The organism is Streptomyces sp. NBC_01296 (assembly GCF_035984415.1).
GTDB lineage: Bacteria > Actinomycetota > Actinomycetes > Streptomycetales > Streptomycetaceae > Streptomyces.
The window spans coordinates 6,006,750-6,031,530 of record NZ_CP130720.1; the positions used below are offsets into that span (position 1 = coordinate 6,006,750).

28 protein-coding genes and 1 pseudogene are annotated in these 24,781 nt (G+C 67.5%); 7 read left to right on the top strand and 22 right to left on the bottom strand.

Translation table 11 applies throughout. The features are described from left to right. Positions 1-167: 167 nt before the first annotated feature. Genes OG299_RS27360 through OG299_RS27375 form a run of 4 tightly spaced genes read right to left on the bottom strand, consistent with a single transcriptional unit; the run spans position 168 to position 3,686 of the window. Positions 168-1,706: a YfjI family protein gene (locus tag OG299_RS27360; RefSeq protein ID WP_327362906.1), complete on the bottom strand. Its 1,539-nt coding sequence runs from the start codon at positions 1,704-1,706 to the stop codon at positions 168-170. After that, positions 1,703-2,059: a hypothetical protein gene (locus OG299_RS27365; protein ID WP_327362907.1), complete on the bottom strand. Its 357-nt coding sequence runs from the start codon at positions 2,057-2,059 to the stop codon at positions 1,703-1,705. Before OG299_RS27365 ends, OG299_RS27360 begins: the two co-directional genes overlap by 4 nt. Next, positions 2,056-2,961, bottom strand: coding sequence for a bifunctional DNA primase/polymerase (locus OG299_RS27370; protein ID WP_327362908.1), 906 nt, complete (start codon positions 2,959-2,961; stop codon positions 2,056-2,058). The genes OG299_RS27365 and OG299_RS27370 overlap by 4 nt, the downstream gene beginning before the upstream one ends. Next, positions 2,958-3,686 carry a DNA cytosine methyltransferase gene (locus OG299_RS27375; protein WP_327362909.1) on the bottom strand — a complete coding sequence of 243 codons (729 nt, stop codon included), beginning with the start codon at positions 3,684-3,686 and terminating at the stop codon, positions 2,958-2,960. Before OG299_RS27375 ends, OG299_RS27370 begins: the two co-directional genes overlap by 4 nt. Positions 3,687-3,888: 202 nt before the next feature. Between OG299_RS27375 and OG299_RS27380 the strand changes: the two genes are divergently transcribed. Then, positions 3,889-4,320, top strand: coding sequence for a hypothetical protein (locus OG299_RS27380; protein ID WP_327362910.1), 432 nt, complete (start codon positions 3,889-3,891; stop codon positions 4,318-4,320). 53 nt (positions 4,321-4,373) lie between these two features. Here OG299_RS27380 and OG299_RS27385 read toward each other — a convergent pair whose 3' ends face one another. From OG299_RS27385 to OG299_RS27450, 14 genes are all read right to left on the bottom strand, one after another. Next, entirely contained in the window at positions 4,374-4,553 is a 180-nt protein-coding gene (locus OG299_RS27385; protein WP_327362911.1) for a hypothetical protein, read from the bottom strand. Positions 4,554-4,799: 246 nt separating this feature from the next. Next, entirely contained in the window at positions 4,800-4,961 is a 162-nt protein-coding gene (locus tag OG299_RS27390) for a hypothetical protein (RefSeq protein ID WP_327362912.1), read from the bottom strand. A 17-nt stretch (positions 4,962-4,978) separates the two neighbouring features. Beyond that, on the bottom strand, positions 4,979-5,440 hold the full coding sequence (locus OG299_RS27395; protein WP_327362913.1) for a DUF6197 family protein: 462 nt from the start codon (positions 5,438-5,440) through the stop codon (positions 4,979-4,981). Continuing rightward, positions 5,437-7,596 carry a hypothetical protein gene (locus tag OG299_RS27400; RefSeq protein ID WP_327362914.1) on the bottom strand — a complete coding sequence of 720 codons (2,160 nt, stop codon included), beginning with the start codon at positions 7,594-7,596 and terminating at the stop codon, positions 5,437-5,439. Before OG299_RS27400 ends, OG299_RS27395 begins: the two co-directional genes overlap by 4 nt. 13 nt (positions 7,597-7,609) lie before the next feature. Next, complete coding sequence (locus tag OG299_RS27405; RefSeq protein ID WP_327362915.1) at positions 7,610-8,002, bottom strand: hypothetical protein; 393 nt, start codon at positions 8,000-8,002, stop codon at positions 7,610-7,612. Positions 8,003-8,019: 17 nt separating this feature from the next. Continuing rightward, a complete protein-coding gene (locus tag OG299_RS27410; RefSeq protein ID WP_327362916.1) occupies positions 8,020-8,670 on the bottom strand; it encodes a hypothetical protein in 651 nt (216 codons plus the stop codon). Positions 8,671-9,143: 473 nt separating this feature from the next. Beyond that, entirely contained in the window at positions 9,144-9,359 is a 216-nt protein-coding gene (locus tag OG299_RS27415; RefSeq protein ID WP_327362917.1) for a hypothetical protein, read from the bottom strand. Between the two features lies 1 nt (position 9,360). Further along, positions 9,361-9,981 carry a hypothetical protein gene (locus tag OG299_RS27420; RefSeq protein WP_327362918.1) on the bottom strand — a complete coding sequence of 207 codons (621 nt, stop codon included), beginning with the start codon at positions 9,979-9,981 and terminating at the stop codon, positions 9,361-9,363. A 37-nt stretch (positions 9,982-10,018) separates the two neighbouring features. Beyond that, positions 10,019-10,255 (bottom strand): hypothetical protein, encoded by a 237-nt coding sequence (locus OG299_RS27425; RefSeq protein WP_327362919.1) that lies wholly within the window; start codon positions 10,253-10,255, stop codon positions 10,019-10,021. 26 nt (positions 10,256-10,281) lie between these two features. Further along, positions 10,282-10,611 (bottom strand): RRQRL motif-containing zinc-binding protein, encoded by a 330-nt coding sequence (locus OG299_RS27430; RefSeq protein ID WP_327362920.1) that lies wholly within the window; start codon positions 10,609-10,611, stop codon positions 10,282-10,284. After that, a complete protein-coding gene (locus tag OG299_RS27435; protein WP_327364603.1) occupies positions 10,608-11,612 on the bottom strand; it encodes a hypothetical protein in 1,005 nt (334 codons plus the stop codon). The genes OG299_RS27430 and OG299_RS27435 overlap by 4 nt, the downstream gene beginning before the upstream one ends. Positions 11,613-11,668: 56 nt before the next feature. Further along, the gene (locus tag OG299_RS27440) at positions 11,669-11,941 is read right to left on the bottom strand and encodes a hypothetical protein (protein WP_327362921.1); all 273 of its coding nucleotides are present in this window, start codon (positions 11,939-11,941) and stop codon (positions 11,669-11,671) included. After that, on the bottom strand, positions 11,938-12,207 hold the full coding sequence (locus OG299_RS27445) for a DUF6284 family protein (RefSeq protein ID WP_327362922.1): 270 nt from the start codon (positions 12,205-12,207) through the stop codon (positions 11,938-11,940). Before OG299_RS27445 ends, OG299_RS27440 begins: the two co-directional genes overlap by 4 nt. A gap of 89 nt (positions 12,208-12,296) precedes the next feature. Beyond that, positions 12,297-12,767, bottom strand: coding sequence for a transcriptional regulator (locus tag OG299_RS27450; RefSeq protein ID WP_327362923.1), 471 nt, complete (start codon positions 12,765-12,767; stop codon positions 12,297-12,299). A gap of 534 nt (positions 12,768-13,301) precedes the next feature. Between OG299_RS27450 and OG299_RS27455 the strand changes: the two genes are divergently transcribed. Together OG299_RS27455 and OG299_RS27460 are read left to right on the top strand one after the other, a co-directional pair. Then, a complete protein-coding gene (locus tag OG299_RS27455) occupies positions 13,302-14,060 on the top strand; it encodes an XRE family transcriptional regulator (protein ID WP_327362924.1) in 759 nt (252 codons plus the stop codon). Between the two features lie 2 nt (positions 14,061-14,062). Then, the gene (locus OG299_RS27460; RefSeq protein WP_327362925.1) at positions 14,063-14,536 is read left to right on the top strand and encodes an NUDIX domain-containing protein; all 474 of its coding nucleotides are present in this window, start codon (positions 14,063-14,065) and stop codon (positions 14,534-14,536) included. On the opposite strand, the gene OG299_RS27465 is transcribed toward OG299_RS27460, so the two are convergent. Together OG299_RS27465 and OG299_RS27470 are read right to left on the bottom strand one after the other, a co-directional pair. Continuing rightward, entirely contained in the window at positions 14,524-15,102 is a 579-nt protein-coding gene (locus OG299_RS27465) for an HD domain-containing protein (protein WP_327362926.1), read from the bottom strand. The two genes, OG299_RS27460 and OG299_RS27465, sit on opposite strands and share 13 nt — an antisense overlap. Beyond that, positions 15,099-15,566 (bottom strand): MarR family transcriptional regulator, encoded by a 468-nt coding sequence (locus OG299_RS27470; RefSeq protein WP_327362927.1) that lies wholly within the window; start codon positions 15,564-15,566, stop codon positions 15,099-15,101. The genes OG299_RS27465 and OG299_RS27470 overlap by 4 nt, the downstream gene beginning before the upstream one ends. Before the next feature lie 709 nt (positions 15,567-16,275). Between OG299_RS27470 and OG299_RS27475 the strand changes: the two genes are divergently transcribed. Continuing rightward, positions 16,276-16,680: a hypothetical protein gene (locus tag OG299_RS27475; RefSeq protein WP_327362928.1), complete on the top strand. Its 405-nt coding sequence runs from the start codon at positions 16,276-16,278 to the stop codon at positions 16,678-16,680. A 340-nt stretch (positions 16,681-17,020) separates the two neighbouring features. Here the strand turns inward: OG299_RS27475 and OG299_RS27480 are convergent, their stop codons facing one another. Beyond that, the gene (locus OG299_RS27480) at positions 17,021-18,064 is read right to left on the bottom strand and encodes a DNA cytosine methyltransferase (protein WP_327362929.1); all 1,044 of its coding nucleotides are present in this window, start codon (positions 18,062-18,064) and stop codon (positions 17,021-17,023) included. A 138-nt stretch (positions 18,065-18,202) separates the two neighbouring features. Here OG299_RS27480 and OG299_RS27485 point away from each other — a divergent pair, with 138 nt between their 5' ends. Continuing rightward, the gene (locus OG299_RS27485) at positions 18,203-20,353 is read left to right on the top strand and encodes an ATP-binding protein (protein WP_327362930.1); all 2,151 of its coding nucleotides are present in this window, start codon (positions 18,203-18,205) and stop codon (positions 20,351-20,353) included. A 312-nt stretch (positions 20,354-20,665) separates the two neighbouring features. On the opposite strand, the gene OG299_RS27490 is transcribed toward OG299_RS27485, so the two are convergent. Next, a complete protein-coding gene (locus OG299_RS27490; protein ID WP_327362931.1) occupies positions 20,666-23,716 on the bottom strand; it encodes an ATP-dependent helicase in 3,051 nt (1,016 codons plus the stop codon). Between the two features lie 176 nt (positions 23,717-23,892). Between OG299_RS27490 and OG299_RS27495 the strand changes: the two are divergent. Together OG299_RS27495 and OG299_RS27500 are read left to right on the top strand one after the other, a co-directional pair. After that, a pseudogene (locus OG299_RS27495) lies at positions 23,893-23,979 on the top strand (glutamine synthetase); the annotation flags it as partial. An 86-nt stretch (positions 23,980-24,065) separates the two neighbouring features. After that, positions 24,066-24,749, top strand: a complete 684-nt coding sequence (locus OG299_RS27500; protein WP_327362932.1) for a histone deacetylase — start codon at positions 24,066-24,068, stop codon at positions 24,747-24,749. The last annotated feature ends 32 nt before the right edge of the window (positions 24,750-24,781 follow it).

Genomic DNA, 24,781 nt, shown 5'->3' on the forward strand with positions numbered 1-24,781 from the left:
CGACAAAACCTCCCGGGCGGGGGTTCTGTCACGAACTCTGCGGCTTGGGCGGGGAGTTCTGTCGAGTTAAAACCAGGTTCTGTCACGATCGCGATCACGGGTGTTTATGCAGGTCAGGGTGCTAGTCGGGGAGTTCTGTCAGTTCTGTCAGTGGGTTGGGGGTTCTGTCAGGCTCCGCGTGTGATGCGGGGGTGGGTCTCGTAGCGGGGGGAGGGCGGACGGCCGCCCCGGCCGTTGCGTGGGGGCGTGGGCTGCTGGCGGACCCAGCCGTGTTCTTCGAGCAGGGTCAGGGCGGGGTGGAGGTCGGCGATGGTGGGGAAGTCCGCGCGGGGCAGGGCCCGGAAGAGCTCCCGCTTGGAGAAGCTGGCGGCCGGGTTGGCCCGGAGGTGTGTCAGGACGTTGTAGGCCGCGTGCTGGGCGGGGTCGGCGCTCATGGCGTCGAAGACGTCCAGGGCGTGGGAGGTGAAGTAGTCGCCCAGTGCCGTGGCGGCGTCCATGGTCGCGGCCTCGATCGGCCGGTGCCGTCCGTCCTCGGGGTGGGTGGCCAGGTGCAGCAGTCCCGCAATGCGGGCGACGGCCCCGTCCCTCTTGGACGCCCACTTCACGATGGACTCGTACGACCCGCCCTTGCCGAGCCGGGACTCGGTGACCTTCTGGTAGGCCAGCATCACCGCGTCTGCCTCGGGGGTCAGGGTGAGGATCGCGGGATCAGTCATCCCGGCCAGCGCGAGCGTGAGACCAGCGAGTTGGCGGGTGTAGGTGTCGGCTGTCTCCTCGGCGAGCAGGGCGGGTGACAGGTTCCGGCTGCCGACCAGGGACAGGGGCTTGGAGTATAGGAAGCGGGCGAGGAGCCCGCGCCCGTCGGCTCCGTCGATCCGAGCCAGGGAGTCGAGCACCTCGGGCTGGATGGCGAGGCCCACGGTCACGGCGGGGGCGTCGATGTGCTGGGCTTCGCGGCCCTGCCGGTTGACGCGGAGCATGTCTCCGGCGTGGCCCTTGAGGAACATGCCCATGTTCGGCTTGCCGGTGTAGCGGCCGGCGATGATGTCGAACAGCTCGCCCTCGGCGGACAGGCACGCGATGCGTCCCCCCTGCTGGTCCAGGAGCGTGCCCACGTTCTCCGGGGTCACATCGTCCGCCACCAGCTGCGGGACGGCGGGAACGGTCATCTCTTCCACCGCTTGGGCCAGGCTGATGGCTTCGGCGGTCAGGGCGTCTTTCTTGTCGGGTTCGGCGGCCGCGGCTTTCTGGGCGGCCTTGTCGGCGGCGGACTTGGCCAGGTGCCTGGTGGTCTCGGCCTCGGCCCGCACGGGGCCGGAGAGTTCGATGAGGGTCTTCTCCGCGGCGAGGAGCGGGCGGACCATGAGGTCGAACACAGCGCTCTTGCGGTTGCCGGGGTCCAGGGCGATTGCGGTGTAGATGTTCACCGGCTCCCGCCAGTGCCCGCGCACGCACACCTTGGCCCGTCCGCCGGCGGCCGTCGCGATGACCGCCAGCGCCAGGCATCCGGCGAGGTCCACGGGCGTCTGCGTCTCCTCCGCGACACCGCTCACCATGTTCCCGAGCCAGGCGGGCAGGGTGTGGACGGGGAACGTCGGCAGGGCGGGGCGGGCCTTGATCGGGATGGGTTCGTCCCAGGCGGGCCCGGTGATGTCCTGCGGGTCGAGGGCCTCGAAGCCCTCCCACAGATCAGCCTCGGCGCTCATGCGGCCTTCCTCCCTTCCTGCGGCGTGATGTGGGGGCAGAGCTCGCGGTGCTGCTCGTGGTCGGCGATCAAGGCGAGGGCGCGAGCCTGTCCTGCGGCGAACAGGTCCCTGCCGCAGGCGCACCAGGACCGGGCGGACGGGGTGACACCGCGTCCGGGTGCGGTGATGCGGAGCCAGGCGACGGGCTGGCGCCCGTCGTCGCCGTGCGGGTCAGAGCGAAGTACTGAAGGGACGCCTTCGGCGACGACCTTCGGCGCCCCACTCCCGGCCGGGGCGGGGGCCGGTTCGGCGGGGCTGGCCCCGGAGGGTGTCAGGGTGGGGCTGTTAGCGGGGGCATGTCCGCGGGGGCTCATGCGGTCCTCCGGCTGCCGCTGTTGTTGCGGATGGACCAGTTGAGGGCGCTGGTGATCGCGGAGCGGTACTCGTACGGCCGAAGTCCGGCCGATTCCGCCCCCCTGCTAAGAGCGTCCTCAACCTCCGCGTGGTCGAGGTCGCCGGACGCGATCAGCCGCCCCAGAGCGCGGGCGGCCCTGACCAGCGCCTTGTTCCGCTCCCCCTCGGGCGCGTCCGAGACGTTCTGTTCCTCGTTGCGCAGGGCCGCGCTGGCGTAGGAGGCCCGGCGGCTGCCGCTGGGGGGCGCACTGTGGCTGCGGAGCGGGCGGGCCACGATCTGGGGCGAGGCGGTGAGCTTGGCCTGAAGCCAGGCCGGAAGCGGTGCCAGGGGCCGTTCGTCGGTGACCGTGTATGCGCCGGCGGGGGTGGTGCTGCCGGGGGCGACGACGTACCCGCCCCAGGCCCGGGTGTCGATGTGCCGGCCAAGGATGTCCTGCGAGTTGCGCATCGCGACCCCGGCCGGGGCGGTGAAGTACAGGTGGCGGCCCCCGGACGGGGTGGTCACCGTGTACGTGGGCGGTACCTCCTTGTCCATGGCGCGGCAGAGTCCTTCGAGGATTTGCGCGCCGCTGAGGGTGCCGGGCGGATCGGTGGGCTTGGGCGGGTCGAGGTCCATGACGACCAGCCCGGCCGGGCCGGTGGCCAGACCCACGTTGTACGGGGCGTGGGTCCACGCGGTGCGGATGCGGTTGGGGTCGGTGGTGGCACGCTGCTCGGGCTTGGCGTGCCCACTGGTGCAGGCACCGGTGCGGGGGCACTTGGTCTCGCGGTGCAGGGCGGGTGCCTTGGAGCCGGGCCGGAGGGGGAACACCGGCCAACCTCGCTCGGCGACGGCCAAGGCGGCGGTCAGAAGGTCGCTCATGCGGCCACCGCCCAGGACAGGGTGCGGGTGAGGAAGGCGCGGCCGAGCCACTCGCTGTAGGCCGGGGGGATGGCCTCGGTCAGTTCCTCGCGGACGTCGGTCCAGTTGATGCCCATCGCTGTCTGCATCTCGGGGACGGTGGCCTTGCCTCCGCCGGATCCGTAGGCGGCGACGTACGGGCCGTCGTAGTAGGCGCCGTGGCGCCAGCCGCGCACCCGTCCGCGGTGCTTCAGGTGCTTGGGCCGGGCAGCGGTCCAGCCGCCGAGTTCGAAGTTCCTGTGCCTCAGCACGCCGAGGCCGAACATCTCCCCGCACAGGCTGATGTCCTTGCGGACGTCAGCTTTGCCGTCGGGCTGCTCGATCACGTACGGCAGGCCGGAGGCGTCCAGGAGTTCGCGGGTGGGGGCGACGAGGTCCTTGTGGGTGCCGCCCCAGCCCATGGCGCGGTTGGTGCCGACGGTCAGGGCGCACTTGCCCTGGCAAGGCGGGGAGGCGTGGATCGCCGAGTACGCGGCGATCTCCCCCGACTCGATCAGGGCGGCTAGGACGGTGAGGGCGTCGCCCTGCCGGAAGGGGAACGGGTAGCGGGGGCGGGGGGTGATGTCGACGCCCTCGACCGCGAACCCGGCCCGGTGGTAGCCCATCGCCGCTCCGCCGGCGCAGCAGAACAGGTCGAGTAAGGCGGGACGGTCGTGGTCTCGCCGGATGTCGGTGGGTTGGGTCATGCTGGTGACCTCCACAGGTCGGTTTGCGGGTTGTGGATGAGGGCGGCCCCGGTCATTGGCGTGAGGGGGCCGCTCTCGGCATTGCTGCGGTCTGGAACGAGACCACCTAGACCCGGTGTGACGGAGCTCGTACGCTGCGCACATGGGGTGGGGGACTCTGGCAATTGCGGCAGTTGGTGCCTTATTTGGGATCGGGACCACGTTGATCACCGACGTCCTGCGTTCTCGGCGAGCACAGCAACAGCAGTGGGCGGAAGCGAAGCGAGTCGTCTACGTGCGGTTTCTGATGGCGCTGGCTCAGGCCCACAGCCGTATGACGATGGCTGCCGCACGGCTGGAGGATGGGCCCTCTCGCACGCAGGCCATCCACGACGCGTTTCTCAGCGATCCGCACAACTCGGACGCGAAGTCCGTCCTACGAGAGCTGGCGATTGCGGCGCCGGACCACATCTACGAGGCCGCCGTGCCGATCTACCACCAGCTTCGGAAAGCTCGCGACATGCTTGCCTCCGATGGCGTGACCTTCGAGACCCCTGAGTATCAGGCGGTCATACAGCCGTTCTTCGCGGAGTTGGATTCGCTGCAACGGCTGATGCGGAATGACTTACAGCCTCCCGCCAGCCGTCGCGTATGAGGTGCTGCCGGTACGCGGACCACCGGTGACGGGCTGGCCCTGGGGCGAAGTCGTCAGTGGCGGGTGTGATCAGTGGCCAGGTCGATGAGCTGCTCGGCTTCGTCGGGGGTGACGGCGCGGTAGCGGACGTTCACTCGGCATCCGGGCTCGGGGCAGCGGACGGTGCGCTTGCCGACGAGGAGGGCGGCCGCGCCGGAGAGCAGCTGGGACAGGGGCGGCTGGTCCTGCTCCACGGGGATGGCCTTTCAGTGGTGGTTGATGGTTCCGGTGGCGCGGGCGAACATCCCGGACGCGGTCACATGCTGGGTGATGTGCTGCACCGGCGCCGCGCTGCCGTCTACTCCCCTCGTGGTCTTGAAGAACAGGGGAGCGAAGGCGCCGACGGCGATGAGGTCGGCTGCAGCCTGCCGCCGCCAGGCCGGGGCCCAGGCGGCAGAGGCGAGGATGGCCGGGTCGGTCGTGACTGCTGCCCGGCGCGCTCAGTTGCTGATCTGCCTGCGCACCTCGGCGACGAGGCGGAGGATTTCGTGTGCCATGTCGGCGATCGCCTTCAGCTGCTCTTCCACGTCCGCCGGGTTCGGCCCGGTGAAGGAGAAGGAGGGTTCGTTGTTCGGCTTGGGGTCGGTGAACGAGAACGACACGGGCAGCTCCAGCCGGGTCAGATGTTCATGTGGTGGGCGCGCCGGATGGCGGCCTCCCACACGCTGCGGACCTGTGCTCTGGTGTGGGAGTCGTTCCAGGAGGGGATCGACTCCCACTGGTTGCCGTGCTGGTGGCGGGCTTCGTCGAGGAGGAGGTTGCCTGCGTCCCGGTAGGCGGCGTTGCGGGTGCCGGCCGCTGCGCGCAGGGCGCCGATGGAGCAGCGGGCGCCTTCGGGGTGGATCAGGCGGTGCTTGGCCCAGCCGTGGGTGTCGAGGAAGGCGAGCGCGTCGGTGAGGGTCTTCTCGACGGCGCCCGGGCGGTGCATGGGCGGGGCGGCGGCGAGGATGAGGGAAACCGGTGCCGGGGCGGCGGGGGCCGCGGGGGTGACGGGTTCCGGGGTGGGGTCGAGGAGTTGGAATGCCTTCGCGTACAGGTCTTGATCGACGGGGGTGAAGTGGGTCTGGGTACGGGTGTTCATGCGGCTTTCCACAGTCCGTTCTCGTTGGTGACCTCGTCGCGCCTCTTCAGCTCGGACAGGCGCGGCTTGATGTGCTTCGCGGACGTGCCCAGCTTTCGGGCGATGGTCTCGGCGGTCATGGGGATGGATTCCTGTCGCAGGAGTTCGAGGATTCGCGGTTTGATCAGCTCCTGTCCGTCCGAAGGGCCGGCGGGGCCAGCGGGTTCGGTCTGGGCCCGCTGGTGCGGCACAGGCGGGCTCTGCTGGGCCTTGGTTAGGAGGTCGGCGAGGCTGCCGATCAGGTTCTTGCCTCGCTGGTCGACCATCGGGGTGCGTGTGATCGCGTCCCGGTGTTGCCAGGCCTGGCAGTGCTCGACGGCGACGGGAGGCTGGCTTCCGGCCAGGGAGGCGGGTGGGACGTCCAGGTACAGGGAGCGGAACTGGACGGCTTGTGAGCCGGGGGTGAGGAGGTAGCCGAGGCCGAAGGTGCCGTCCTCGGGATTGGCGACGGCCGTAGTGTCCAGGCCGCTCATGTCCCGGTCGGCGACCTTGGCGTACTGGCCCGGCCACTGCGGGGGGATCTTCGACAGGTCGATGCCCTCGGCCCCTTCGACCGCGTTCGCGCCGACGAGGGAGCCCTGGCCCTTGGCGCAGCGCAGGAAGACCGCGCCGCCGCCGATCAGGAGCTGGGAGCGGATGATCGAGGAGTTGCCGAGGTCTTCGGCCAGCGGGGTCTGGGTGGCCAGGACCACGCCGATCCCTCGCTTGAGGGACCGGCGGGTCATCTGCTCGACGATCGCCTTGGCCTCCGCGTGGTACTGGGAGGAGACCGACAGCAGCATGTGCGCTTCGTCGATGACGATCAGGATCAGCGGGTCGGTGAAGGGGAAGGCCGGGGAGCGGTAGCGGGCTTCGCGGTCGAGCATCATCGCGTAGGCCAGGCGCAGGGCGCCCATCGCTTCGTCCAGGCCGTCGCCGCAGTAGGCGGCCAGGCCTGCTCCGGCGATGGTTCCGGCCTGCGGGGAGGACAGGATCACCGCGATGCGTGACTTGTGTGCGGAGAGCAGAACCTGCTCCAGCACTCCGGACTTCCCGGAACGGGACCCGCCGACGAGGTAGAGGTGGCGGGCGCCGGAACCGGGCTGCGCCAGGGGAACCAGGGCGGCGCGTGCGTCGATGTAGGTGCCCAGGCGGACGTATCCGCGTGAGTCCATGGCCAGTTCGTCCACGACCGAGGAGAGCATCGTGCCGTGCATCAGCGCGTGCTCCCGCATCACGCGCACCCCCATCTGCGAGGGCTTGTCGGTGGGCGCGAGGGCGATCTGGATCGTCTCCAGATCGAGGTTCCCCGCGAGGTCGTGGATGTTGACCGTTCCGATCGCCCTGCGGGCGCGGGTGGCGATCCCCTCCCAGTCCAGAGGGCCGTCGTAGCGGGTGAGGGTCAGGGTGGTGCCGGGCATCGCTCCTTCCGGGACGGCGACGTGCGCGGCCCACAGCTCCTCGGGAGTCGCGGGTGCGCCGGCGGCCGCGATCTGTGGTGCTGCCGACGGCTTCTTGAGGTGGACGGTGATCGGGAGCGCGTTCGGGGCGTAGTGCTTGGGGTCGCCCATCTCGACCTGGGAGACGGGGATCTGGTAGACGGCGGCGATGTCGGCGGCCTTCACCCTCACCTGCTGGCCCTGCGGCAGCGTGATGACCCCGGTGAACGACGCGTGGTCTTCACCGACGTCGAGGACGAGGTGCGCGAGGCCTGCGCCGGCCTGGATGAGCTTGCGGCCCTCAGTCTGGGTCGGGCCGGAGATGAACTCCTTCCACCAGGCGGTGATGAGCTGCGCCTGAGAGGTCTGCCCGGTCGTGGTCGTGGCGGGGAGCGCGGGGAGCCCGCTGGCCGTGTTGCGGTGGTGTGCCAGGACGGCCGCTCCGGCCGGGACTGCGAGCCCGAGGGCGAACAGCGGGTTCATGCCGCTCGCCAGGACCTGGTGCGCGGCGATGCCGCACCCGGTGGCCGTGATCCCGCAGGCGATCAGGGAGCGCAGCGTGGGGACGGAGGCGTCGATGGCCCACGCCCCCGCTCCGGCCGCTGCGGCGGCGAGGGCGGACCAGGGGCCAGCGGTGGCGGAGGCCACCGCGAGAGCGGCGGGCGCGTACTGGATGAACTGTGCTCGGGTCGGCCCCATGGTCCTGCTCTCCTTACTGCTGGGCGTAGAAGGCGGCTTCGGCCATCTCGACGGGGGAGGTGTCCACGGCATCCGCGATGCCCCCGTGGTCGCTCTCCACGGTCGTCTTCGCGTCGTCGGCGGCCGCGGCCGCACCGTCCGCCGCGGCCGTGTAGGCGCCCGCTGCGTCCTTGGCGCCGGTCATGGTCAGGGCCGCGTCCGCGAACTCGGCGATGGTGGCCCCGTCGACGGCCAGCGCCTTCATCGTTTCTGAGGCGTCCTGCATCTGCTCGGCGGTCTCGTCGACATCGGAGGCGAGCTGGGTGACCGTGTCGGCGTGGACGTGGACCTGGTGGGTGAGCCAGGCCAACTTGGTGCGCAGGGCCGCGTAGGTCGCGGCGTCCTTGAGGGATTCGGTGGCAGACATCCAGGGCCTCTTCTCGTCTATCGGGCGTTGTAGAAGTCGCGTTCGGCGGGCTTGGTCAGGGGGGAGTCGGCGACGGCCCGGAAGATCTGGCCGTGGCGGACCTCGGCGTTCGCGGACGCGGTCCGGCAGGCTTCTTCACCGCCCTGGATCTGGTCGTGGAGCTTCTGGGCGGCGGCGGCCTGGTGGTCGAGCTGTTCCTTGAGGTGCTCGCACTTGCCGATGAGGTTCTCGCCGACGTCCTTGTCCGTAATCTCGGCGATGAGGACGTCGCAGTCCGCGGCCAGCTGCGTGGACTCGTCGACGAGTTCCAGGCAGGTGTCGGAGCTGGTCTGGCACAGGGTGGCCGCGCCTTCGGCGAGGTCGATGACCTGGGTGAGGGTGATGACCTCCCCGCCGCTGTAGGTGCGGGTCTTCCCGGCGGCGGTGGTGACGTGGACGCCGTTGGCGTCGACGGTCGCGGTGTGCGGAACGGGCGGGTTGGGCTGCATCGCGGGGTCCTTCCTGATCTGGTCGGGGAGGGTGACGGTGCGGGGCTGCGGGATCGTGCCGGGCGGCGGGATCGTCGGCCCCGCTGGCGGCGCGGCGGCGGGCGGAGTGGGCGGCGTCGTCGGGGGCGTGGTCGGCTTCGGCGGCGGGACCGTCGGGGGTGTGGTCGGCTTCGGCGGCACGGTGGCCCCCGCAGTAGGCGCAGAGGGCCCCGGCGGAGGCTCGGCGGAAGGCGAACCGGAAGGCCCAGTGTCCGGCTTTTTGAGGTAGGCGGAACGCCATCCATCCCGGAGGCCCCCGGCCCAGTGGGCACCTGCGAGCAGCCCGTAATGCGTTTTCGCAGCGGCGTTGTAGGCGGCGTTTCGGAAGGTGTCCGGCGCCCTGGTCGGAGACCATTTGGATTTCGGTTTCGGCGGGGGTTTCTTGATGCCCGCCTGCTCGTATTTTCCGTGGGTGTTGTCGACGCCGAAGAGGTAGGTGATGGCGAGGAGAACGAGGAGTTCCACGACCCTCCTTCGATAACACTGTGTAGTTGATGGGCGGTTACCGGTTACCGGTTACAGGTCCTGTGGACGGGGGTTCGGGCCCCTCAGGTGGGTCCGAACGGGCGTCGGTGGCCTGTAACCGGTAACCGGTAACCAGTGCGGGAGATCGCCTAGCGTGACGTTCCGATGTTGCTGACCGTGGTGTTCGCCGTGTTGAAGACCGATTCGAGGGTGCTGCGGATCTCGGTGCTGAACGGCGTGTACGGCAGGAAGATCCCGGAGACGATCAGCATCAGGCAGATCGCCATCTGCTTTCCCTTGGTCTTCTTGAAGGTGAAGAACAGGGCCCAGCAGAACAGGGCCAGGGCGAAGAACTGGAGCGTCATTTCATGCACCCTTCTCGAAGGTGAATCCCTTGTTGTTCGCGGGGGTGACCGCACCGGAACCGGAGGGTGCGGAGAGCTTCTTGTAGGCGATAAGTCCGCCGCCGCCGACGAGCGCCACCCACAGCCAGGGGCTGGAGGTGATGGAGCCGCCGGCGCCGGTGGACTCCTGCGCCTTGGGGGCCGCACCGCCGCCGAGGGTCGGGGCGGCGCACGCGGGGATCTTCGCGACCTCGTACGAGGCAGCCTTGGCCACAGCCGCCGCCCGGACCTTCATGCACTCCAGGTAGACGGCCAGCTCCCGCTCGTAGAGGGTCTTGGCCGCAGCTTCCTCGGTCTGCGCCCGCTCCTTGTCGGCCTGCGCCTCGACGAGCGTGTTCGCGGCCTTCTCCTTCGCCCGGGCACGGTCCTGGGCGGCCTGCTCGCCCTGCATGCTGGTGACGGCCACGACCGTCCCGCACACCGCAAGGACGGCGATGGTGCCGCACACGGCGAGCGCGGCCGTGTTGCGGCGGACCCCGCCGAGCTTTCCGATCTTGACGGAGAACTTGGACGACGTGCTGGGCTCCTCAGGGGCTTCGGGGTTCATGCGGGTGAACTCCTCGTCCCAGTCGATTCCGGACATGGCGGCTCCCTCCTTCCAGGGCTTGGGCCGCGCAGGGTTAGAGCTGGTTGGGCTCCAGGCTGAAGAAGACGGTGTTGGCGGAGGACATCTCCGGGTGCTGGGCCACGATGTGGCCCTGGAGCGCGACGAGCACGTCGCAGCGGGTGGCGCCGGTGGGCGGGGTCCACGTTCCGTACTGCGTGGTCATCCCCCGCCCGGGCACCTCCAGGGTCAGCACCCACATGTGGGAGCCCTGCGCGGCGGCCGGGGTGGTGGTGGAGGTCTGGGAGGTCACTGGAACTCCTTGAAGAGTCAGGGTGTTCAGGGGGCGAGGCGCGGGGTGTCCGCGCAGGGGACGCACATGCCGAGCGAGGCCGGGATCACGTACCCGGCATCACGTCGGCAGGCCGGGCACCAGCGGCGTGCGGCATTGGCCTTCGCGAGGGCAGCGGCCCTGCGGGCGGTCATCGGCCGCACCGGCCGGGCCAGGTCGATCCGGTACAGGTAGGCCACCAGCGGTCCGCGTCGGCGGCGGGGCCGCTCGACCTGTGCGGCGACGTCCTGGCCGCCGGGCCGGAGGCCGAGGGTGCGGAGCTGTCGGCGGGTGGCGAGCCCGTCGGGGGCGAGGCGCCAGGAGTAGCGGGTGGTCATCGGGGGCTCTCTTCCTGGGCCATGAGGGTGGCCCAGGCGCCCCGGATCCGGGCTTCGCCGCCGGTGAATCCGGACTCGCGGAACGCGGCGGCGGTCTGCCGGTAGGACAGCGGCGGGTCGGCGGAGTAGCGCAGGAACCTGAGGACGACCACGATCTGTTCGTCGGTCAGCGGCTCACCGATCAGCGGGGTGGAGACCCCGGCGATGGCGGCGAGCTGGTCGAGCGTCACGGGTGTGACGGCAGGCGTGACGCCTTCCCCGTCCAGGCCGGTCAGCGGGTCGTTGACCTGCGTGTCTTCCCCGTCACGCCCACCCGTGACGGGACTCTCCCCGGAACCCGGTTCGGGTACTGGAGGGAGGGCGGGAGTCACGGCTGCCGTGACGGCGTCACGGCCACCCGTGACGGGCTGGGTCGGGGGTGTGACGGTGATCGCGAACATGTCGCCCAGGGCGACGTCCGCGCCGGTGGTGATCCGCTCCCGCTGGACGTCCAACAGCCGGGCCCCGAGCGTGGTGTCGGCGGTGCCGACCTTGCGGGCCAGGCGCCACGACGCCCGGTCCGAACGCTTGCGGATCTTCTTGTCGGGGTGGTTGGCGGCGCGGGCGCGGTGGTAGGCCAGGGACTGGACCACGGCCGCCGCCCGCGCTTCGGCCTCGGCGTCCCGGCCGTCGACATGCACCACGATCCGGCGGGCCAGGAACGCCATGCCCTCGGCCGAGACCGACATGCCCAGCGGGGTGATCGCGTAGATCACGGTGCGGGGCCCGTCGGGGGCGGCGACGGCGGACATGGCCGATGCGGCGGCCGGCAGGGCCCACAGCCCGGCGCGGACCACGGCAGGGGAGGACTGCCCCAGCATCGTCAGCCCCAGCAACACCAGCGCCAGGACCGCGGTCGCACCCTCGCCCGCGGCGACCGCGCCGAGGGCGGTACCGGAGTTGTAGGAGCCCTTGATGTTGGAGTAGGTGCCGTAGCCACCGGCCGCGCCCGTGGCGAGCATCGGGGCGAACGCGGCGCCCAGGACGAACCTCTGGACTCCCGTCAGCGGGCGGCCGGTCACCACTCGCCCCCGTCCTGCTCGGCCTCGAACAGGGCATAGGTGACGGGATCCTCAGCGGTCTGGGTACGGATCGCGTCCGCGGCCAGCCAGGGGTCTCGGCTGACGGCGCGGTTCGATTCGATGACGATCCGCACGGCGAGTGCCCGGCGCGCCAGCAGCCGGTAGTAGAGCCGCTCGTCCGCCTCCGCGATCGAGGGCAGCGGCAGGTGCAGTGCCTCCACGATCGCGTCCAGCAGGTCGACGTGGGCCGCTTCGGTGCGCTCGTTCATGCCGCGTCCCCCGAGGCCTGCGTACCGGCGCCGCGGTTGGCCGCGTCCCGGCGGGCGGTCAGCACCCGGTTGTGGGCCCGGCGGAGGCGGCGCGCGTCGAACTCAGACGCCAGCCGGTCCAGCAGGACGATCAGCGCGTCCAGCAACTCGACCTCGGCCAGGACCACGGGCATCTCGGCCTCGATCTCGTTCAGCTCCGAGTCCGAGGGTTCCAAACCGTCGGACCACGGCGTAACAACGTCCTGAAGTGCAGCGATGTGGTTCATGAGTCGTGTTCTCCCTAGCAGGTGTACGGCTCAGCAGCCCTCGGCGCGGGAACGCCGGGGGCTGCACTGCGTTTGGCAGGTGGAGTGGGTCAGACGGTGGTGATGATCAGCGCGGCAGCCAGCAGCCACACGTGGTGGAAGGACTGGTCCAGCGCGTAGGCGCCGGTCCCGAGGTGGGCCGCCGGGGTGCCGGCGGCGGTGGCCGGGTGTACGGGGTGGGCGGGAGTGCCCAGGCTGTAGAACTCGCTCTTGCCGGTGACCTTGGCGAGCCAGGCGAGGGTGGAGCGGCGGTCGGCCCACCAGTGGGTGACCGCGTCCACGCCCAGACCGACCACCAGGCTGGCGGCGGTGAGGTGCAGGTCGAGGAGTAAGGCGACCGGCAGCAGGACGACCAGCTTGGTGACGGTCAGCCCGACCACGTGGCGGGTGTCGGCCAGGCGGCCGGTCCAGCCCGGCTTGCCCTTGTCGGCGGCCTGGCAGGAGGACTGCACCCAGTGGTCGCCCACGCTGTGAGCGACGTACAGGGCAGCGAAGACGGCAGCGAACGTTGCAGCGTGCACGAGAACTCCAGACGAGAACAGGCGAAGACGATGTGAAACCGGCCGGACGAACCGGCCCCGGCTCCCCTCAACCCCGCCCGTACGACGCCGAAGCGTCGGACGGGCAGGGGAGGCAACCGGCCGCAGCACGACGCTGCGGGAGTTGAGCGCGCGAACCTTTGCCGCGCTGACCGCCTTTTCAGCTACAGGAGGCGGTGACCACACATTTCAGTTGTCAAGGACGCAGGCGCTCCCGACTGGACGTGGAAACCCAGAGGGATCCCGTGCGTGAAGCACGGGGACCAGCCGGAGCAGGCATGGCAGGGGTAAGGCTTCGCTCCGCGTTCCTCGCGGAACCGATGCAGTACCTCTATTACAGGTACTGCATCGACTGGCGTCAAGCAGATCCGCGGAGGTTCATTGCTTCGCGCCGGGACTTCCTGGCGCCTCATCAGAATCGCGCCAGGTCAGGGGCGTTGTTTACCCCACGCGTGGACACGTCGGGGCGTTCTGGCTACCGTCAAGAGCTCCCAAGACGTCCCACCGGGGGTGTAGATGCCTAACGAGCGCTTACGGTCGGCCCTGCTCTCGAAGGGGACGACCATCCAGCAACTCGCCGATGCCATCGGCGTCAACGCGAAGACCGTGGAACGCTGGATCACGCAGGGCAAAGTCCCGTACCGGCGCCACCAGTACGCCGTAGCGGCTGAGCTGGGCGTCGGCGTCACCACTCTGTGGGACGACGAACGGGCGGTCGAGTCGTCCACCGACCTGAGCAAAGCCGAAATCGTGACCGTCTACCCCCACAGGCACATGGTGCCGGCGGGGCTGTGGCGCGAGATGTACGACCATGCCCAAACGTACGTTGACGTGCTCGTTTACGCGGGACTCTGGCTGTCGGAGGACCCGGAGTTTCACAAGATCTTGAAGAGCAAGGTGTCGGACAACGCCCAAGTGCGACTCCTGCTCGGGGATCCCGCATGCGATGCCGTCCGACAGCGCGGTATCGACGAGGGGCACAGGATCATGGATGGCAAGATCCGCAATGCCCTCATGAACTACCGGCCACTACTCGCCAGCCACCCGGACATCGGGATCCGGCTGCACGACGCGACGCTGTACAACTCGCTGTTTCGCGCCGACGACGAGATGCTCGTGAACACCCATGTGTACGGCATCGGAGCCTACTTGGCCCCGGTTCTCCACCTACGGCGGCTCCCTGGGGGCGGCCTCTTCGACACGTACGCGAATAGCATCGAACAGACCTGGGGGCGGGCGCGCCAGGTGACCGACCACGACTTCACGGGAGCATGACCATGGGACGCATCGACTACCTTCACGACCCCGACGCACCGCCCGCCAACAGCGTCGTCCCTTCCGTCGTAGCCCTCGTCCAGAACGATGCCGACGAGGTGCTGATGATCCAGCGCTCCGACAACGGCCGGTGGGCCCTCCCCGGCGGCGGGCACGACGTGGGCGAGTCCATCAGTGACACCGTCGTACGCGAGGTCTGGGAAGAGACAGGCATCAAGGCTGAAGTCCTCGACCTGTCCGGCATCTACACCGACCCCGGACACGTAATGCTCTACGACGACGGCGAGGCGCGACAGCAGTTCAGCATCTGCTTCCGGGCACGGCCGGTGGGCGGGGAGATCCGCACGAGCAGCGAGACGACGCAGGTCCGCTGGGTGCCCCCAGCGGACCTGGCCGACCTCGACATCCACTCGACGATGCGGCTCCGGATCCAGCACGCCCTTGACGCGACCCAGGGCACGCCCTACATCGGCTGATTTGCGGTGGACTTCGCCTCGGAGACCCTGGTGAGCACGCGAACCGTGCACAGCAGGATCTCCGGTTCGGCGCGCCGGATGAACTGCCCGATCAGACTGTCGGGCCCGTAGCGACCTGCGATCTCGTTGATTCGGTCCACGGGGTTCGTGGGAGTCCCGTCCGGCGTGGTGTTCATGTCACAGAAGCAGAGCGCATCCGCCAAGTGCTCCTCCTCACGCGGGAACTCGGCTTCCAGCTCCTCTCGCAGACCCCGAGCCTCAGCCTCCATCCAGGCGCAGGAGTGGTGGGCGACGAGCCGTACGACGCGCTCGTCAGCACCGACACTGCGGAGGTAGCGGGCACCGTCGAGGGGGTGGAACCCCGTCTTCGCCAGGTCGGGCGCGTACCCAATGTCATGCAGAACGGCCGCAGCCTCCAGCAGCTCGGCATCCGACCCCAGGATTTCCGCGATGGCGCGCGCCCGCTCAGCGACGCCGAGACAGTGCTTCCAGCGGCGGGGCAGCGGCTCGGCCAGCAGTGACTCCGCGAGCGGATAGGCCCATTCCGTGAGCGTGGCGGTGGTCAAGACTTCAAGTCCTCCTGTTGTGACGGCAAGGCTCGGACGGAGCGGCGCTTCCCCTGCCCCCCTTCGGTGAGCAGGCCGGCGACTTCCAACTGGGCCAGTGCCTTGCTGATGGTGGGGCGCGACGCTCCCAGGCGGGCGCTGAGCTCCCCTGCGCTCAGGAAGGGTGCCCCCACCTCTAGTCCCTCAGCCGTAATGAGCTCGGCGATCCTCTCGGAGAGCGGTCGCCGATCCATGCGTGTCCCGGCACGTACGACGCGCCAACGCGACCCAGGCACTGGAACGGCTAGACCTTCCTGCTGAAGCACTTTGAAGGCGCGGAGGGCCACACCTCGGCTCACGCTGTACTCATCCATGACTTCCGCCAGCGAAGGCAGCTCGGCCATGGCGGGTTCAGTAGTGATCCGCCCCTTCATGTGGTCAGCGATCTTCATGAAGGTCCCGCGAGGGCTTGCCTGCTCCGTCACTCAATCTCCTTGTCCGCCAACAACTGAACCAAGCGTCGCACGACGAAGCGTCCCGCGGGCGGGGGAGCCAGCCGTCCAAGCTGGTGGGCAGGTGGATGCTGGCAGCAAGAAGGCATTGCGGTAAGAGTTTCTCTACCTCATCAAGCACCCGGCTGCGCTCCGCTCCGCCGGGCGGGCTTCCCGGCTCCGCTCGGGGCGACGCTCCTGCCTTCGGCCCGCTCCGCCCCCGCTGCGCCGACGCCCGCCCCTCCAGCGGGATAGGCCAAAGGGCATGAGTCGAGCCCCAACGGCCGCGGATTCCATCCCTCACCGACATGCCTCCGGCGGGGGCGCGCCAGCTCCGGGATGCGGGGGCCCGCCGTGCGGCCGCGGGTGCGTTGTGGTTCGGGGTGGGGGCTGTCATCCCGCCTGCCGTCGACCCAGGCAAGCCATAGCAGAGCAGGCTTCTGGGGCCCAGGTCGTTCGTCCAGCAGGGGCGCTCCACCTGGGCCCCAGAAGCCTGCTCTGCTATCACTCCGTGTGGGTCGACGGCAGACGGGATGACAGCGGGGCGCACTGTGGCTAATGCCGTCGACTCCGCGCAAGGGGCCATCGCTCGGACGCAGCAACCAGGAGCGCGTTGAGTGTGGTCAGGGCCCACTCTGAAGGAGTGAAGAAATGGCATAGAAACTTGATCATTGCGGTAGCCCCCGTAGTGATCGGGGGCGTCGTGACCCTCTACGTGACCTACCACAAGCCCGACGCCAGAAGCGACAACGTGAGCGCCGTACCGTCGGCGTTTGTGGGTAGCTGGAAGGGAGTAACCACAGAGCGCAACGGACAGGTGGCGAAATATCGCACCACTCTCACGCTGCGGGATGGCAGAACTAACTCCGAAGTTGGCCAGACGTACTACGAAATCGCCAAGGGTCCTTGTTGGGGAACCGTGCGCCTTCAGTCCGCCAGCGGCAAGACCCTTCGACTCGGCGAACGCATCGACGGCGGTCCCTGTCTACCCGGAGGCTCAATCGTCATCACGCTGGAGGGTCCTGAGACCCTCAGCTTCCGCTACTCGGGCATTACGCGAGCAGGGCGCCACCAGACCGTGGAAGGCAGCCTCGACAAGATCGGATGAGACCCCTGGGAGCCAGCGCATCGTCTCAGTTTCCGTCTCATTCACCTCCGTACGTCGGAGTTCGCATGCAGTCCGCAGGCCAGCCACCCATCAGATTTGAACGCCCCCGAACGCGGGAAAACACCCCCGAATATCACCCTGATCTGGACCAACAGACTTGGGAAGTGTGCGCCCTCCGGGCCGTGGGAGGGCGCACAGTGGTGACCAATGCTGGCAGCCGGCGACAGCCCAGCCGCCGGTTGGGGCGTTGGTGGGCGGCTCACCCACAGGCCACCACGGTCGTCGGCCCCTGCTCACGCGTAACCGCAGGCCAGGGTGGGACACCAGCCAGAGTCGATCGTCAGGCTTCCTTCGCCCCGCGCAGAATCTCAAGCGCGATGAGTCCGAGGCCTTTAGCCATGCGGACAGGCACTGCATTACCGATTTGACGCTCGATAGATCCGTAGTAGCCGTGAAATACGTACCCCACCGGGAAGGTCTGAAATGTAGCAGCTTCCCGAAGAGTGAGCCCTCGATGCTCAGTTGGGTGAACAAATGAACCACAGGCGGGAGTTGTGCAGCGAGTCGTCATCGTTGGCGCTGGCTCGTCTAGCTTGATCCGGCCGTAGGAGCTCGCCGCGGACCGCGTCTTTAGCTTGCGGTGACAGTCCAACTGATGCTCTTCCGGCAGATCAAACCTGTTGCCTCCTATTGGGATCGACTCAATGCGACTGCGCACAGCAGGGTTACTCGCACGGTGAACGTCGAGTGGATCTCCATCACGAGCATGACGCTTCAGGTGCCCTAGGGCATGACGAGCCGTTCGAGCCGATGTGGCAAAGGAGGCTGGCAGTAGGTCGAGGATGCCACCGTCGCCGGGAAAGTTCAGATCCTCGCGAACTCCAAATAGGATGAATCTCTTCCGCCGCTGCGGGACACCAAACGCCGTGGCGTCGAGAGAGTCCGCCCGGAACACATACCCCGCGGCAGCCAACCGCTGCAACAGCTCCGCGAGGCGAGCATCACGCCGCAATCCGGGAACGTTCTCCAGCAGAAGAACCCTCGGCCGCATGCCCTCAACGAACCTCGCTACGTCGAGTACGAGGTCGTTACGCTCCTGATCAACTTCCCCCTTAGCCAGAGTCGAAAACCCCTGACACGGCGGGCATGCCTTCAGAACGTCGAGCTGCCCCCGCTGCAACCCGACTGACTCAAGAAGCATCTCGGGGGTGATCTCTCGAATGTCTGCCCTAAATAGGCGAACTCGTGAATGGTTCGCGCGGTACGTCTCCGCGGCCTCAGGGTCATTCTCGACAGCAGCGAGAACGTTGAGGCCGGCGTCGCGCAGTCCCCTAGTAGCGCCTCCGGCCCCAGCGAAGAGGTCGATGGCGCTGGGTCTGAACATGCAGCGATCTTAGCCCTGAGGGAGTGTCAATGCACCAGTCTCCCTGGCGCGTTGATGGGCAGTGGATCACACTATGTGCACCAGCGGTGACCGAGCATCACTTCAAGATGCAGGTCGTTCACGGGAGGGGTGGGCACGATGACGCAGAACAACACACACGAGGGCGACGACCCGACTGCCAACGACGGGATGCTGTTCCACGCAGTCCCCTCACAGGCGACGGGGGGCCACGACACCGTCAAGCCCACCCTCGCGGCAGACCCTGGCAAGCCATACGCAATGCGGATCAGTCGCCTCACAGTGGACAAACTCGGCATCAAGATGTACGACAGGGTCTCCGCCGTTCTGGCCGAAGTGATCGCGAACGCGTACGACGCGGACGCCGAGCACGTGAAGGTACGTCTCCCCTGGGGCGTCTTCTTGGCGGCCAAGCCGGGAAGCGCTCCGGTAGGCCCGTACGAGATCTTGATCGAGGATGACGGGCACGGCATGACGGCAGAGGAAGTCAACAGCAATTACCTCACCGTAGGCTCAGACCGCCGAAAGCGCTTCGGAAAAGATTCATCCCGAGACAAGAACAGGCCGGTCATGGGAAGGAAAGGCATCGGCAAGCTGGCCCCTTTCGGTATTTGTGAAACGGTAGAGGTAATCACGGCAGGCGGAGTCAAGACCGAGAAGGGTTACGAGGTCGCCCACCTCATCCTCTCTCTGAACGAGATTCTTGACGACACGGATACGGTATATCACCCGACTCCTGGCCCACAGAACGGGACATGGGCCCCCGATCACGGTACGACCATCAAACTTCGAGACTTCCGTCGCAAGAAGGTGCCGAGCGGCCAAGAACTTCACCGACAACTGTCGGCGCGATTCGGAATTCAGCGAATCGACTGGGATGTCGAACTGTGCAACACCGAGGAGATGCTGATCCCGGAGAATCTCCATCTCGGCGAACTCGCCATCGATATTTTGGACGACACCAAAATGATCCTCGATGATCGCTGCGTGGAGACAGAATCCGGAGAGAAGCTTCCGATTTCCGGGTGGCTCGCATACACGCGCAAGCCCTACAAGGATGAAGCCATGGCTGGCATCCGAATCTTCTCTCGCGGAAAGATCGTTGCGCAGACGCGTGACTTCATGATCGGATCTGGATTCCATGGAGAATACAGCATCCGGTCGTATTTGGTCGGGGAGATTCACGCAGAGTGGCTGGACCAAAATGAGGACCTGATCCGTTCAGATCGCCAGGATATTATCTGGAGTTCGGAGGTAGGCGATGCGCTGAAGAAGTGGGGGCAAGCCGTGATTCGCGAACTGGCCAAGCGCGGGAAGACGGCATTGCAGAAGCAGACCTGGACTGACTTCGAGCAGGCGTCGGGGCTGGAAGAACGCCTGGCGGAAGAGGCTCCGGGGGACAAGCAATATCAGGAGTCGGTAAAGCAGGCGGCGCGGCTTCTAGTTTCCGACCGCGACCGTGAATCGGTATCAGACCCCCAACACGTCGAGAAGATCGTTCAACTCGCTAAAACCATTGGGCCACACAAGGCTCTCCTCGAAGCGCTTCACGAGGTATCTGAAGTTGCGGACAGCCCCCTAGACATCATCCTGGGCCTCTTCCAGAAAGCCCGAATCGCGGAGATGTATTCACTAGGGCAGGTGGCATCCGAACGGATTGAGGTCGTCAATCGCCTTACTTCACTCATTGAAGATGGGGCGACTCTCGAACAACCTCTCCAAGAACTTCTTGAGCAGGCTCCTTGGTTGATGGCACCCGAGTGGACTCCACTCGGAATGAACGAGTCACTCGAACGGGTTCGCAAGTCATTCGAAGCATGGTACTTCAAGAAAGAAGGAGTAGCCCTTGTAACATCGGCAATTAATCGGCATCGCAGGGAGCCGGATTTCGTGCTACTCCACGATTCGGGCACACTGTGGATTGTCGAGATCAAGCGCATGAACTACCACCTGACCGACGCAGAGTACCTGCGGGCGGTCAACTACTTGCACGACCTCGACACGTTCCTAAACGAGAATCCGACGCTCGGTATGCAGTTCCCAATCCGGAAGCTCACCTTCGTCGCCGACCACACTGACAAGCTGAGCAGCGTCTCGATGTCTTCAATGCGAAATGACCATCGCATCGCGATTCGGGGTTGGCATGAACTACTTGACGACACTCTCCGAGCACACCGTGACTTCCTAGCGCGAGTGGAGGGCCTTAGGAATGATGCGTCAGTCCCCGCGCCTGGGTCTGGGTCTGGGAGCGATGCTGTTTCAGCCAACTAGTCGGTACAACGGCCCCGCTGAGGTAATGGAGTGAAGGCCGGCAGAGATCCTGCCGGGTGAGCCGCGGCCTATTCGTGGACGCCCCGTGAGGTATCAGGTACGGGGAAGCCTCTAACCTGCTGGAACGCGTGAGACGCACGGGGCCTCCGGAGCCGTTGGCAGGCAGTGTCAGCAGCTGCGGGCTGTTGAGGCGGGGCCGGAGGGTGCCTGCCGGATGCGCGTCGAGGTGTCGCCTCCAACGCCTGTCAACATGCCTGTGGGGCCGCCGTTCGGAAGGGCGGCCCCACAGGGGGATGGCGGGATCCTCTGACCTTAGTTTCCAGGTCCGGTCTGAGAGAAAGCGGCGATGTGCTGGAAGAGCGTCCCGCCCTTGCCATCCGGCAGGTGAAGTTCCGGCGGTTTGATCGTGGCAGCGAAGGATTCTACCTTCTGCCCGCAGATCTGAGAGAAGTCGCAGCCCTCGCACTTCTTCGCGGAAGCGCGCTGCGGGAAGTCACCGTCGGTGATCCGGCCGACTGCCCACTCCACGTTGGTGACTGCCGAGTCCACCGCGTCGGAGTCGACCGGCACCTCGATCCGCTGGCTGTCCTTGAGGAGGTGAACCGCGCCCGTCCGAGCGTTAGCCCCGTGGACCAGGTCGGCACCTCGACCGTACAGCTGCACCTGGAGGGAGAGGTCTTCCCAATGGAGGTCCGGGTTGTTGACCGGTTCCGGGCCACCCTTCATGGTCTTGAAGTCGACGACCTTTGCGTCCTTGATCTTGTCCGAGCCGTCGATGCTCAGAAGAAGGTCGATGGAACCCGAGATCACGGCACCCGTAACGGGGATCTCGAAGGGAAGCTCGACCTGCCGTTTGGTCTCGAAGTCCTCCGCGTAGTCCGCGGCATAGTCGGCGACGATGTCAGAGGACTTCTGCAGAGCCCGCTCGTAGGCACCAGGACGGTTGATCGGGTCGGAGCTCGGAGCGACATGCTTGAGGTGAAAGAGCTCCTCGGCGATCAGCCGCGCCTCGTCAGGGGTGGGAGCGGAGCTCTTGTCGTAGGTCTGGTGGAGCTTCCCCACTGCAGCGTGTACTGCGCGACCGAAGCCGAACAGCTCCGGGATGGGCGGAGAGAAGCCGTGAACCACGCTGAGCTTGTAGGCGTGGGGGCAACGCATGAAGGTGTGGATCTGCGAGTAGGTCGTTGGGAGCACGGACTCGTCACCGCGCCTGCGAGGCGTGGCCGGCGGCGGTGTCACGAGCGGGGGAGCACCAGGCTCCAGAAGGTCGCGCCGAATCTCCGGGTGGGTGAGCCGGGCGGCGAAGGGAGAGACCCGCGCCGGGCGCTTGCCGCCGGGCAGCTGCGCGGAACCGGTGACGTACAGGTAGCGCTCGGCTCGGGTAAGGGCGGTGTAGAAGAGACGAGCCTGGTCGGGGTTGCCTGAGTGGTAGGAGCCGTTGTCGAGTGCCTGCTGGATCAGGATGGCGGGCATCCAGCCGTCGTAGCCATGGCGGCGCCCCGGGAAACGGAGGTGCTCGACGTCGACCACGAAGACGACCGGGAACTCCAGACCCTTGGCCTTGTGGACGGTCGAGACGGACACGGCGTCGGGCCGGGTCATCATCTGATTGTCCGCTTCGTAGCCGTCGCCGGCGACGTTCTGCAGGAAGTTGAGCAGTTCACCGAATCGGGACTTGCCGTCGATGGAGATGTACACCATCTCCACGTCCTGCAGGATGCGGCTGAAGGTACCCAGGTCGGTCATCACACCGTCGTCGAAGCCGCTCTCGGCAACGTTCAGCGCCTCGAGCATGTCGTGCAGGAGCTGTTGCGGAAACAGCCGCTGCCGGGGAGTGCCGGGGGAGACGGGGGTGTGGATACGCCGGCCCCAGTCGGCGAACACGCGTCGCACGCGGCCCAGGTCAGCCAGGGGGAATGCGACCGACAGCTCGGCATGGAAGAGCCGATCGACATCGTTGCGGTCAGGAGAGCTCTCACGCAGCAACTCGAAGGCGTTGCGCACTGCGGCAGGCTGCGCGCGGTCGAAGAGCTGGCCGCCGGCGTCAAGGTCGTAGACGATCCCCCGCGCGTCGAGCGCGTTGATGTAGGCGGTGTGGCGCTTCGTACCGTCCTGCTCATCGGTGTTGGTGGAGCGCATGAGGATGGCGAAGTCCGCGGGCGTGAGCCCCCGGCGAGTTCCGTCGGACTCCTCGTACTCCGAGCCGAGGAGTTCCTTGATGCGCTCGGCGACGAACGCGGCCTCCGCTTGACGGTCGGGGAACTGCTGCACGGCGAACTCGCGCGGACTGCGGTCGGCATGGGCTTTCAGAGCCTTGGGCAGGCGCATGGCACCCACCTCCTGGGCCACGAAGTCGCCTGCTGCCTCCACGATCGCGGATGTGGAGCGGAAGTTGGTGAGCAGCTTGTGTACTGAGGCGTTGGGATAGCGCTTGTCGAACTCAAGGATGTTGTTCACGTCGGCGCCGCGCCATCCGTAGATCGCTTGGTCGTCGTCACCGACGACGAACAGCGTCTCGGAGTGCTGGTGCATGAGTCCGATCAGTCGCTCCTGCACGACGTTCACGTCCTGGTACTCGTCCACCAGCACGTGCCGCAGCGGTACGAGAGCCCGCACGGCACCGGGGTCGTTGGCTTCAAGGGCTTCGACGACCAGGCGCTGCATGAGCGAGAAGTCGATGAAGTGGTCCTTCTCCATGTTGGACCGAAGACGCTCCAGGGCGGCCCCCAGCTCAGCGTCCTCTGCCGCCACCTGGGTGGGGTCGAGCAGTTCGTCGTTCATCATCTGCCAGGCGCGGCCGAGCTGCTTGAGGGCCTCGAAGTAGCCGCGCCGATGGCCCTTCGCGGTGGGGTGCGCGTCGCGCAGCGCGTTGATTCCGAGCTTGGGGTAGCGCGAGATCAGATAGACCCGGAACTGCATCTCGTCCAGGACGTCGAACTGCCGGTACCGGGCGTCCATGTCTCCGAGCACCCGACGACACCAGGCGTGGATGGTCCCGATGTACATGCCGCCTACCAGAAGCGGATCCAGACCGCACTCCTCAAGAGCGGAAGCGACCCGGGTCTTGATCTGCTCACCCGCCTTCTCGCTGAAGGTGAACGCCACGATCGACTCGGGCGGGGCCCCGGAAGCAACTTGGTGGCTGACCCTTCCCGCCAACGCCCGCGACTTGCCGGACCCTGCACCAGCCAGCGCCAGGACTTCCCTCTCCGCCGCTACTGCCGCTGAGTACTGCTCCGGCGTCAACCAGCCCTTGAGCGCCTTCTCGATATCCAACTCCGGATCCCTCCCGATGGTGCCGATCAGCTGACGACCAGACTGCCAGGGGGCACTGACAATCGCCCCGGTCTTTGGGATCGCCAAGAGGCCGGGTGGTCCATCCGCTGCTGGGGGCCGCTGGGCTCATGTCAGGTCTGGGCCGTCCCTGGGCCGTCGGAGGGTGGCCGGCGACGGCCAATGACGGCCAATGACGGCCTCTCTAGTGCTGGTTGGCGGGCGCGTGGAGCGGGGTTTGGCTGGTGGGCCGAGTGGGGCATGACTTCCTGCGCAACAAGAAGCAGGAGTGGGAGGAGTACCGCTCGGAGGTCACGGCCTTCGAACTCCGCAAGAACCTCCCGGTGCTGTAACCGCAGGTCAGAGCCTTTTCCGGGCCGGGACACCGCTCAGGGCCGGCGGCGCGATGCCGTCGGCCCCGAGGTGCGAGGACACGCGTATGACCGTGCACACCGCGATGCCGCTCGACGGGGCGCTGCCCGTGCCCGAGCGGGTCTGGTACGCCTCCTACGGCTCCAACATGCACCTGGACCGCCTGGCCGCGTACATCGCCGGGGGGACCCCCGCCGGCGCGGCGCACACCTATCCGGGCTGCCGGGACCGGCGGGCGCCGGAGCGCTCGCTCGCGGTCGAGCTGCAAGGCCGTCTGTACTTCGCCACGGAGTCCGCCGTGTGGGGCGGGGGCCGGGGGCTGTACGACCCGACGGCTCCGGGGCGGATGCGCGGGCGGGCGCACCTGGTGACGGTCGGCCAGGTGTCCGACATCGCCGCGCAGGAGATGGGCGACGCGCCCGGGACGGACCTCGACCTCACGGCGGCCCTGCGGCACGGCCGCGCTGAACTCGGGCCGGGGCGGTACGAGACGCTGATCTGCCCCGGCACGATCGAGGACATCCCCGTCGTGACGTTCACCGCGCCGTGGACCCTGCGGGACGTCGACGTGCTCCCACCCTCCGCCGTGTACCTGCGCTACCTGGCCGGCGGCCTCCTGGAGGCGGGTCCCTGGGAGGAGTGGGACATCGCGAACTACTTGGCCGCGTGCCCGGGTGCTGCCGGGAACTGGACGGCTCATCAGGTGTTCGTGCTGCTGACCAGCGGTGACGTTGGTCGCTGCAGGCCCTGATGCTCCTCGGGTTCATGAACGGTGGGCGGGGC

What these genes read in the sequence shown, in the direction of transcription:
- OG299_RS27360 (WP_327362906.1), bottom strand. Translation starts at nt 1,706, where the DNA reads ATGAGCGCCGAGGCTGATCTGTGGGAGGGCTTCGAGGCCCTCGACCCG.
- OG299_RS27365 (WP_327362907.1), bottom strand. Translation starts at nt 2,059, where the DNA reads ATGAGCCCCCGCGGACATGCCCCCGCTAACAGCCCCACCCTGACACCC.
- OG299_RS27370 (WP_327362908.1), bottom strand. Translation starts at nt 2,961, where the DNA reads ATGAGCGACCTTCTGACCGCCGCCTTGGCCGTCGCCGAGCGAGGTTGG.
- OG299_RS27375 (WP_327362909.1), bottom strand. Translation starts at nt 3,686, where the DNA reads ATGACCCAACCCACCGACATCCGGCGAGACCACGACCGTCCCGCCTTA.
- OG299_RS27395 (WP_327362913.1), bottom strand. Translation starts at nt 5,440, where the DNA reads ATGAACACCCGTACCCAGACCCACTTCACCCCCGTCGATCAAGACCTG.
- OG299_RS27400 (WP_327362914.1), bottom strand. Translation starts at nt 7,596, where the DNA reads ATGGGGCCGACCCGAGCACAGTTCATCCAGTACGCGCCCGCCGCTCTC.
- OG299_RS27405 (WP_327362915.1), bottom strand. Translation starts at nt 8,002, where the DNA reads ATGTCTGCCACCGAATCCCTCAAGGACGCCGCGACCTACGCGGCCCTG.
- OG299_RS27415 (WP_327362917.1), bottom strand. Translation starts at nt 9,359, where the DNA reads ATGACGCTCCAGTTCTTCGCCCTGGCCCTGTTCTGCTGGGCCCTGTTC.
- OG299_RS27420 (WP_327362918.1), bottom strand. Translation starts at nt 9,981, where the DNA reads ATGTCCGGAATCGACTGGGACGAGGAGTTCACCCGCATGAACCCCGAA.
- OG299_RS27430 (WP_327362920.1), bottom strand. Translation starts at nt 10,611, where the DNA reads ATGACCACCCGCTACTCCTGGCGCCTCGCCCCCGACGGGCTCGCCACC.
- OG299_RS27435 (WP_327364603.1), bottom strand. Translation starts at nt 11,612, where the DNA reads ATGCTCGCCACGGGCGCGGCCGGTGGCTACGGCACCTACTCCAACATC.
- OG299_RS27440 (WP_327362921.1), bottom strand. Translation starts at nt 11,941, where the DNA reads ATGAACGAGCGCACCGAAGCGGCCCACGTCGACCTGCTGGACGCGATC.
- OG299_RS27445 (WP_327362922.1), bottom strand. Translation starts at nt 12,207, where the DNA reads ATGAACCACATCGCTGCACTTCAGGACGTTGTTACGCCGTGGTCCGAC.
- OG299_RS27455 (WP_327362924.1), top strand. Translation starts at nt 13,302, where the DNA reads ATGCCTAACGAGCGCTTACGGTCGGCCCTGCTCTCGAAGGGGACGACC.
- OG299_RS27460 (WP_327362925.1), top strand. Translation starts at nt 14,063, where the DNA reads ATGGGACGCATCGACTACCTTCACGACCCCGACGCACCGCCCGCCAAC.
- OG299_RS27480 (WP_327362929.1), bottom strand. Translation starts at nt 18,064, where the DNA reads ATGTTCAGACCCAGCGCCATCGACCTCTTCGCTGGGGCCGGAGGCGCT.
- OG299_RS27485 (WP_327362930.1), top strand. Translation starts at nt 18,203, where the DNA reads ATGACGCAGAACAACACACACGAGGGCGACGACCCGACTGCCAACGAC.
- OG299_RS27500 (WP_327362932.1), top strand. Translation starts at nt 24,066, where the DNA reads ATGACCGTGCACACCGCGATGCCGCTCGACGGGGCGCTGCCCGTGCCC.